This is a genomic window from Caballeronia glathei (assembly GCF_000698595.1).
GTDB classification, from domain to species: Bacteria; Pseudomonadota; Gammaproteobacteria; order Burkholderiales; family Burkholderiaceae; genus Caballeronia; species Caballeronia glathei.
Genome location: NZ_JFHC01000245.1, coordinates 1 through 1,028, shown reverse-complemented (window position 1 = coordinate 1,028; position 1,028 = coordinate 1). Strand labels below are relative to the sequence as shown.

Annotated in this window: 1 protein-coding gene; it reads left to right on the top strand. The window is 68.0% G+C overall.

All coding sequences use genetic code 11. From position 1 onward, the window contains the following. The coding region (locus tag BG61_RS38565; protein WP_051673114.1) for an alpha/beta hydrolase family protein at positions 1-687 on the top strand (687 nt) is incomplete at its 5' end. Between the last annotated feature and the right edge of the window lie 341 nt (positions 688-1,028).

The following is a 1,028-nucleotide window of genomic DNA, read 5'->3' as shown; positions in this document are numbered from 1 at the left end:
GACCCAGAATCGCTTTCCCTGGCACTGCCCGACGGCTCTAAGGTCTCTGCGCTCCTCCGAGTGCCGGAGGACGCGCGAGCCCTATATGTCTTCGCGCACGGTGCCGGGGCGGGCATGCAGCACGCCGGCATGTCGTCATTGGCCGACGCGCTTGCGGCGGCCAATGTCGCCACATTGCGCTACCAGTTTCCGTACATGGAGCGGGGCTCCAAGCGGGTGGACTCGCCGGCCGTGGCACATGCTGCCGTGCAGGCAGCCGTCGCAGAGGCCCGCCGGCGGCTGCCAGCCCTGCCGCTCTTCGCGGGCGGCAGGTCGTTCGGCGGCCGCATGACGTCCCAGGCCCAAGCCATCTCCCCGCTCGACGGCGTGCGTGGCCTCGCTTTCGTCGCGTTCCCGCTGCACCCGGCGGGCGCGCCCGGCGTGGAGCGGGCACGGCACCTGGCGGAGGTCACGGTGCCGATTCTCTTCCTCCAGGGCACGCGCGACAAGCTGGCCGAGCTTCACCTGCTGAGGTCCGTCGTCGAGACGCTGGGGCCACGCGCCACGCTGCATGTGGTGGACGACGCAGATCATTCGTTCCACGTGCGCGCGTCCTCCGGCCGGACCGACGCGGAGGTCGTGCTCGAACTAGCACGGACGATGTCGGCGTGGTTCTTCGCCGAAGGAGAGTTCGTGCGCGTTACCTGAGCAAGCGCAGGAATGCTTGTAGCAGAGTCGGGACGGGGAGCCGGCGAACTCGCCGTGCTGCACTCGCCTGCTCAATCCCTTCGCTATCCGCAGATGGTCTGTCGCATAGCCACGATAAGCGACGCCTGTCGCGTCGGCGGCGTTTTCCCAGTGCCGAGTGAGTGAATTTGTCAGATCCGCTTGCGGTGATCTCGCCCCCGGAAATCGCGGAGGGCCATCTGCTTTGATTTGGCCGGCGCCGATCCGTGAGCGACCGCTTAGGGATGCGGCCGGAACCAGATGGCGGAGCGTCGAACAACGCGCATTGGCCGGTCACTGCCCGACGCGGTCGCCCGAAACCG